General features: G+C 63.0%; 5 protein-coding genes. 2 read left to right on the forward strand and 3 right to left on the reverse strand.

Going from position 1 to position 8232, the window contains the following annotated elements:
• Positions 1-467 precede the first annotated feature (467 nt).
• On the reverse strand, positions 468-3188 hold the full coding sequence (locus HY962_16135) for a T9SS type A sorting domain-containing protein (protein MBI5648460.1): 2721 nt from the start codon (positions 3186-3188) through the stop codon (positions 468-470).
• 333 nt (positions 3189-3521) lie between these two features.
• Here HY962_16135 and HY962_16140 point away from each other — a divergent pair, with 333 nt between their 5' ends.
• Together HY962_16140 and HY962_16145 are read left to right on the forward strand one after the other, a co-directional pair.
• The gene (locus HY962_16140) at positions 3522-4004 is read left to right on the forward strand and encodes a nuclear transport factor 2 family protein (protein ID MBI5648461.1); all 483 of its coding nucleotides are present in this window, start codon (positions 3522-3524) and stop codon (positions 4002-4004) included.
• Positions 4005-4015: 11 nt separating this feature from the next.
• The gene (locus tag HY962_16145; protein MBI5648462.1) at positions 4016-4420 is read left to right on the forward strand and encodes a nuclear transport factor 2 family protein; all 405 of its coding nucleotides are present in this window, start codon (positions 4016-4018) and stop codon (positions 4418-4420) included.
• A gap of 220 nt (positions 4421-4640) precedes the next feature.
• Here HY962_16145 and HY962_16150 read toward each other — a convergent pair whose 3' ends face one another.
• A complete protein-coding gene (locus tag HY962_16150; protein ID MBI5648463.1) occupies positions 4641-6668 on the reverse strand; it encodes a WD40 repeat domain-containing protein in 2028 nt (675 codons plus the stop codon).
• Between the two features lie 239 nt (positions 6669-6907).
• Positions 6908-7690, reverse strand: a complete 783-nt coding sequence (locus HY962_16155; protein ID MBI5648464.1) for a hypothetical protein — start codon at positions 7688-7690, stop codon at positions 6908-6910.
• Positions 7691-8232: the final 542 nt, after the last annotated feature.

Below are 8232 nucleotides of genomic sequence, written 5' to 3' on the forward strand. Positions count from 1 at the left end.
ACGCCGCACTCCCACGCCTCGCCAAGCCCGCGAAGTGGGCGGCACGCACACCCTCACCCCGGCCCTCTCCCGTTCCGGAAGAAGGTGACCGATCTGTTCAGGGCGGTGTCTTGCGCGTGGTCCGTGGTGGTGTCGGGCGACCGCCGGGCGCCCCTGTCGGAGGTCACACGCGTGTCGTGCACATACCGCCTACATCGCGGAGGGAATCGGATCGGTGCTCGCGGCGAGCTGCGTTTTTCACGGGCGACCGCCGGTCGCCCCTGTCGGAGTTCACACGTGCGCCGCACAAACGCGGAATAGATCGCACAAAGAATCGGACCGAACTGTCGTTTTATCGTCTAATCATCTGATCGTCTAATCGTCTGATCGTCTAATCGTCTAATCGTCTGATCGTCTCATCATCCAATCATCCAATCATCCGATGTGCTCGCGAAACAGGCGAGGACACTCTCCTGCCCTTCGCGCCGCTATTCCATACGCACGACTCTACGGACGACACTGAGCGGTGCGTCGTGGAACGGGCTGCGCGCGAGCACGTGTACGAAGTAGATGCCCGCGGGCAACGGGCTGTTCTGCGCATCGGCGCCGTTCCACGTGTACACCTGCATCCGTGAGGTTTGCGGCGACGAAGACACGGTGCGCACTGCCCTGCCGAGCATATCGAACAGTGTGATCGTCACCTCCGAACCCTCGGGCGCTCGCACTGCAATCCGCGTGCTGCCGCGGAAGGGATTGGGTGTGACAACCACGGCGAGCGAATCACCGTCGGACGAGAATTCTATGGGTAACACATCGGTGAGTTTGGTTTCGTCGAAGGGATCACGCATGAACTTGAGCGTATCGTTGGGCTCCAGCGCGAGGAACGCGGTAAAATCGCACAGCAGGCGGTTCTTGCGCGCAAGGGCCACTATGCCCGCTGTGTCGAGCGGCGGCTTCTTCGCGAACATGTCGCGCAGTTGCTCATTGGCGAGCATCGGCGGGATGGTCCAGTTCATCCGCGCGGAATCCTTCGTCAGTTGCACCGTGCGCTGATGAACGCGCGGCTGCGGATCGTTCGCGAGCCGCGCGGTGGCCGTGAAACGCAGACTGTCGGCCGCGCTGGTCTCGCCGAAGAAATAGCGCACCTTGCGGAAATCACCCGGCACGTGATCGACCTCGCGTAGCACGCGCAGTTCACCGCCTCCCCCGAGCACGGCCACCTCGAGGCGCATCGAGTCGATATCTGCGAAACCACTCGGCGTGACCATCTCGCACACGCGTGGCCATGTGTACTCGGACGCCGCGATGTACCGTCCACCAAGTGCGTCCGCAACACTGCGCAACAGCATGCCACTGCCGTAGTAGCGGACACCGGCATCGGTGATAAAGGGGGGCGTGTATGCTGCGGCGCGGAGCAGGTTCAGGGTTGTGAAACGCGGAAGCGGCCTGTGAAACTCCGCCGCATACTGCATAGCCATGGAGCTCGACACCTGAACGGAATACACCGTATCCGTATTGCTCAGAACATAAATGTGGTCACTGCCTTCTTCTTCGTGCACACGCCGCACCTCAGACAGTAACGTTGTAAGCATCGTGACGCCGCGTGCGGCACTGTTCAGTCCGAGTAACGGGACACCGACCGTGGCACGCAGAGCGCCATCCGCTCGGAAGCTCCACAGGCAACTGAGCACGATGAGGCCCGATCCGATTCGGCGCGAAATGACCTGTGCGCGGCCTGCGGTATCGACAAGTTCAGCAGTAATCCCATAGCCTGTGTCGTACGTTATGAAACCCCTCGACAGGTGATCTACAACCTCAGGAAACGCCGCTCCCAGATTCCCATTTTCTTTTCGAAAGAGTGGTACGACAGCATCTGAGTAGACCTTGGTAAACTTGACACTTGGCAGTAGCGGCTCTTCCATTCTCGGATCATGGTTTTCATCGATATACCATACCACGCGTCCACCGCGTTCGAGAAGTGCCGGAAGCAAGATTTTTAAGGAATCAGCCGATCCTCGGTGTTCATAGGATGCGATGACGTCAGACGACGGGACCCGCAGTGCATTATGAATATCTTTCGAAACATGCACGCGCGCGACGTTTTCAATTCCAGGGAATTGCCAACATATCGTAGAGTTCACGTCACAATACTCCACGAGGGGAAGCTGCTGCGCCGCGATTTCCGCGCCGTGTACACCGGCCGCGAACTGCGTCACGAGCGAATCGATAGCACTCGGCCGTGTCGGGATCCATCCGGCGCGCGCACGGGACACACGCCCTGCACCGGACACCAAAAGTGCGATACTGTCACGAGGATTGGTCGCGGACGTGAGAAACTCCCGTAACTCGGGAAGGAACGTCGAGTACTGCCTATCGTGCAAACCGCTGAGGTCCAATGCGAACAGACGTTTCTTCATCGAGGTGTCCGCTGGCGGCGAGAATATCGCTGTCGGATCGAACCCGTACTCGAACCACGACTGCTCGGTCTTTTTTACCGATGCGGATGTGAGGCGCGTGCCTTCGTCGAGCGCGGCGCGGAAGGACATCGTCATACTCTTGAGCGGGGTGACGTCGGGGATGTTGGTCACAAGGAACTTATAACCTCGCGTATCCGGGAGTGTGTCAAAGACAAGGCTCGGCACCTCGCTGATCGTCGGTGTGCCCCATGATCGGTCCACGGTGCGGAACATCACCTCCAGCGGTTTCACCGCCGCGTTGTTATCCAGCAGCATGCCCAAGGGAAGTTCTGCGCTGCCTGTGCTTCCCACATAGCGCGCGGGGACGAGGAAATTCATGCGGATGCGGCGCACGCGCCCGGAGATCAGCGGAAATATGTGCAGCTCGTACACGTCGCCCTTCTTCGCGAGGAACGCCGGATCGTGCAGAGAACTCGTGATGCTGTCGTATATCGCCCGCGCCTTCCACACGTCGAGCATGATGGCCTGCATCACGCTGTCGCCGATCCACAGCCACAGGTCGTTTACCACCGCATTCGCAGGGAGGCGGAATCGGTGGACGATCTCCACGTTCGGGTTGCTGCCGAAGGCGCCGTGGTCGCCGTAACTCAGGTACAGGGCCTGTTCCACGTAGGCCCCGTGTGGTTGCACCACGAGGGTCGCCTTATCGATGTAGCCCGGCTTCGAACCATGGGCCGTCGTTTTCGTTGTCAACTGCGCCTGCATCCCGCAGAACGCAACAAGGAACAGCATCGAACACCACAACGCGCGCATGCCTTACCCCCGAATTGTCCCGGGAAAACTACTGCTCCTCACGGCGCTATACAACACCGATGCGGTTGCGGGACAACGGGACAACGGGACAGCGGGACAGCGGGACAGCGGGTGAGGGGTTGAGGACTCCCGTCCTCCGTTTTTCCTGTGTTCATTTTTCACATGCGGATAATTCGGATGGGATATTGACTTATTTCATGCGGGTGTGTAGCTTCGGGTGCACTTTCCACAACCATCACGCGGGATGCTGCCTCCACCGAACGGCGGAGCGGCGGCGCGCATTTCATCTCACACATAAGCGGAGAAAGGGGCATGGCAGACATACATCCCAACATCGCTCTCGTGCAGAAGATGTACGAGTGTTTCAACAACAACGACATGGAGACCATCAAGCGCGAGGTGTTTGCACCTGATCTTGTGTGGAACCTCCCAGGGAGGCATCCCCTCTCCGGTACGAAACACGGAGCCGACGAGGTGCTCGCGTTCTTCTCGCAGCTCGTGAAGGCCAACATTCACGTGACGCTCGATCCCGCGAAGGATCCGGCAACGGGCGTCGACACGTTCGGCGACGACACGGTGGTGGAAGTGCACCGCGGCGCGGGATCGGCGAAGGTGACGGACGCGTCGGGCAAGACGTCGGAGGTGGTGCTCAACGCGCTCAATTGCACGCACTACAAGATCGTGAACGGACGCATCGCGAAGGTGCAGGTGTACATCAGCGACCAGCACACGGTGGACAACTTCTTCTGGGCGGTGTACAGCCTGAAGCCGATCCCCGGCCGTCTGGCGGACTGAGGACGGCGCCCATGGCTCTCATCACGGCAGACCTCGTCGGCGCCGCCTACGCGGCGCTCGCAAGCGGCGATCCCGCGCAGATCGCGCAGTACTGGGCCGAAGACCTTCGCTGGCTCGTGCCCGGCCACAACCAGCTCTCCGGCTGGAAGAACAGCCGCGACGAATTCGTCGCCTTCATGGCGAAGGTCGGCGCGCTCTCGGCGAACAGCTTTAACATGCAGCTCCTCGCCCTCATGACGGCCGATAATTTTTCAGCCGATGTGACGCACAACACCGGGCACCGCGCGGGCGAGCCCGGCCGTATCCTCGACATCGACGTCATCCACTGGCTCACCTGGCGCGACGGGATGGTGATCGAGGGACGCGGTGCCATCTTCGGCGACGGCACCGCGCAGTACGACGCGTTCTGGGCCTGAGGCCGTTCCGCTTGCGAAAAAGTCCCGTCGAGACGGGACTTTTTCTTATCCCGTCTGTAGGGCGCCACGCGATCAGCGCACTCCCCCACGACATCCTGCCCTGCACAACAGCGCGGGATAACTCTCGGCGGTGATTGGAGTGGCTCAGACCACCATCGCGCGACGACGGCACGGCGCAGGACGAGACGTCCCGGGCCTGACTCCACACCCCGGCCTGCCGTCAGTCCTCGCGGCCGGTGCGGAAATACCGCGTGTGTCCATCTCCGGAGCTGAGAAACAGCGCGCCGGATGGAAGCAGCTTCGCCGTGTACACGTCGTGCGGCACCCCGTGATAGGTGAGCACACATCTTCCGCTGCGCACATCCCAGAATCTCACCGTCTGGTCGTAGGAACCGGTCACCAGGTGGACACCGTCGGGCGAGAATCCCACCGCATAGCCGGGGCGGGCATGACCCCGCAGCGTGTGCCGGCGCTCCCCCGCGTGCGGATCCCACAGTTCCACGAGGGATCCGCTGAACACGGCAAGGTGCGCACCGTCGGCGCTCACCGCCAACTCCTGCAAGGCGCGCGCGCATCGCAGCGTTCGTAGTTCCCGAAGTGACGCCGCTTCCAGCACCTGGATCAGACCGTCGGAAAAACCGATGTACAGCAGAGAGCCATCCGGACTTGCCAGCACGCGAAAGGGCCTCCCGGACAGGCTCCGGACGGTGGGCGCAGCATCACTGTCGACCGGCCAGATGCGCAGCGTCGTGTCACCGACGGAAGCGAGGAAGCGGTCGCCGTTGACAAAAGAGACGCCATCGACGCGGCCCTTGTGACCCGCATACGCACGCAGTTCGCGCCCCGCCGTCAGGTCCCAGAGACGCACGACGCCGTCGAAACTCGCGGTGACGGCGAGGCGGCCGTCGCTGCTGATGTCGCCGCAGAGGCCGCTGCGCGCCCCGAGCCGTTTCACCTCCCTGCCCGACGCCGCATCGTACAGCACGAGGGACGTGTCGGAGCATGGCGCGAGAAACACGCGGCCGTCCTCTGTGAACGGGGTTTGCCAGGGTCCGAAATTGCATATTTCCCGGTGGCGCTCGAATGGTCGCGCGAGATCCCACAGCAGGATGTGTCCGCCGACAGAGGTTGAGAGCAGGCTGTCGCCACCCCGTGACCAGGCGAGGCCTGTCGCGGATGCTGTGTGACCGGTCAGCGCATGCGCGCGGGTGTAACCGTCCGTGTCGAACACGAGGACGCGTTCGTCCTCGCCCGTTGTCGCGAGGCGACGGCCATCCGGCGAGAAGCGGACGCATTTCACCGTCTTGGTATGTCCGGCCCAGGATTCGATGCGGTGCAGCACCGCGCCGGTCCGCACGTCGAGGATGGTGACACGGCGGTCGGTCGATCCCAGCGCGATGCGCGATCCGTCGGGGTGGATGTCGAGCGCGTGACACGCGTTGTATTCCGCGGGATCGGACAGGTCGTAGCGCCAGAGTTCCCTTCCTGTCGCCACGTCGTGGCACGTGGTGTTCTCCCCCCAGGTCGCGAGAACCATGCGGCTTCCGTCGGGAGTGAAGACGATGCCGGAAGCGGGATGATTGTCGAGTTCCACTCGCAGCAGTTCCGCCCCGCTCCGGGCGTCGATCAGCTTGGCAAAACCGAAGATGTGCGGCGGCCGCGCTGCCAGCCGTTCCCACGACACGACTCCCAGCCGCTTCGAATCGGGATGGAATTCCACGCTGTAGATCCCCTGCGAAAACGAAGTGTCGTTGCGCGCCAGCAGTGCGCCCGACGCCGCATCCCAGACGAGCACCGCGTGGTCGCGTCCTCCGGAGGCGAGAAGATGTCCATCGCCGCTGTAGGCCACGGTGCTCACCGAGCCACGGTGGCCGCGCAGCGTCTGCAGCACGCGCAAGTCTGGAAACGAGAGGACGAGGACGGTGCTGTCGGAGGCGGCCGCGGCGAGCCGAGTGCCGGACGGGTGCAGGGCGAGATCCGTCGCGGTGACACCACTGGGCAGCGTCACGCTGGTGTCGCTTTGATCGAGGCGCGCACGAAGGAAACGCCACTCGATGCCGCGGCGGGCGGGCTCTGTCGCATGGAGGTACGCTGCGGCCTCGCTGATTTTGTCGAGTTGGATGAGCGCCTCGGCGGCAGCGATCTGCGTATCGTACAGTCGTTCGGACACATCCTCCGCCCGTTGCGCATATGCTCCGGAGCACAGGACGAAGGCGGAGAGCGCGAGGATGCGTATGCGATGTTTCACGGCAGCTCCTGATGAAAATCTCCGCGCGCAGGACCTGCGCGCGGAAACGGTGTGAGGCATTTCTGGAAAACACGACAATACACATCCGATACTTTGTGTCCAAACAGCACCGGAACCGCACGATTCGGAGGTCGTCCCCGGGGACGAGACACATCACGGGCGCAGCAGACCCATCGCAGAGGCGACAGACCTCGCGCGCATCGACCTGCGCCGTTCCCGGTCGGCAGCGCGCCGCGCGATCAGCGCGCCGCCGATCCGGAACTTCCGCGCAGCATCACGCGGCGCCCGATGTGTTCACCGCAGCGCAGCACCGCGATGTAGGCGCCCGGCGCGGCGGCGCCATCGGCGTGCTGCGCGTCGAAGCGCGCGAAATGCGTGCCCGCCTCCGCCCAGCCGTCGAACACCGACGCGACGCGGCGCCCGAGCAGGTCGTACACGGTGAGCTGCACATATCCCGCGCGCGCGAGCGTGAACGGGATGTCGGTGACGCTCCCGAGCGGATTCGGGCGGTTGGGGCCGAGCACGGCAACGGCGTCACTCTGCGGAACAGCGGAGACATCCGTCCGGTATTTCTCCACGAAGTCGCCCGGTGTGAGATCCCGGCCCGTGAAGCCCGCGTAGTCGGGTGGGTACCGCGTGATGCGGAACACGGAATTGAGTTTCTCACCCAGACGCGCAGGATCGTTGGGCAATGTGTCGCCCTGTGTCAGTATGCCCGATTTCTCAACAGGACAGATGTACTTCCACACAATATCGCCCGCTGTTGTCACCTCGAGGAAGAGGCCCACCGTGCCGGAACACAGCAGCGTGTTGCCGTTGGGCAGCCGGTGCGCGCCCGAGATATTTTCGGAATGCAGGGGATTCACAGCGTTCCCCTGATAGCTCCAGGAATAGGTCGCCGGTCCGTACGCGACGCCCGCAGCCGGCGTTGTGTAGTTCCCCGCCGCGTCGACGGCAGGACTGAACTCGTCGACAGTGGAATAATTACCGCGGCCCAGGCCGTTGAAGCGGGCGACATTCACCAACCCACACCGTCAGGCGTGGGACACGCGCGCACCGACGTCTTCACGTGAGCCCCGGAGGGGCGGCATTCCAGGACGTTGAGCCGCGGGAACACATCTTCCGCGAGAGCACAAGAACGAATGCCCGGAATTTCTTCTGCAGTTTGCGCTCGAGCACGATGCATTCACCTGTGGCGAATCCGACCTCTGAATGTCGCCCATCCGGGACTCTTCAACACCCGTCACACGCCGTATCCCCACGCCTCACGGCGTGGGCTGCTGAATGTCGCCCCGCTGCGCGGGGCTCTTCAATTCCCGTCACACGCCGCATTCCCACGCCTCACGGCGTGGGCTGATGAATGTCGCCCCGCTGTGCGGGGCTCATCAATTCCTGTCACACGCCGCACTCACACGCCCCGCCGAGCCCGCGAAGTGGGCGGCACGCACACCCTCACCCCGGCCCTCTCCCGTTCCGGAAGAAGGTGACCGATCTGTTCAGGGCGGTGTCTTGCGCGTGTTCCGTGGTGGTGTCGGGCGACCGCCGGTCGCCCCTGTCGGAGTTC

It is taken from the genome of Ignavibacteriota bacterium, assembly GCA_016218045.1.
Taxonomy (GTDB): Bacteria; Bacteroidota; Ignavibacteria; order SZUA-365; family SZUA-365; genus JACRFB01.

Excerpts from the sequence above, each read along its gene's own strand:
- HY962_16135 (MBI5648460.1), bottom strand. The coding sequence starts at position 3,188 with ATGCTGTTCCTTGTTGCGTTCTGCGGGATGCAGGCGCAGTTGACAACG.
- HY962_16140 (MBI5648461.1), top strand. The coding sequence starts at position 3,522 with ATGGCAGACATACATCCCAACATCGCTCTCGTGCAGAAGATGTACGAG.
- HY962_16145 (MBI5648462.1), top strand. The coding sequence starts at position 4,016 with ATGGCTCTCATCACGGCAGACCTCGTCGGCGCCGCCTACGCGGCGCTC.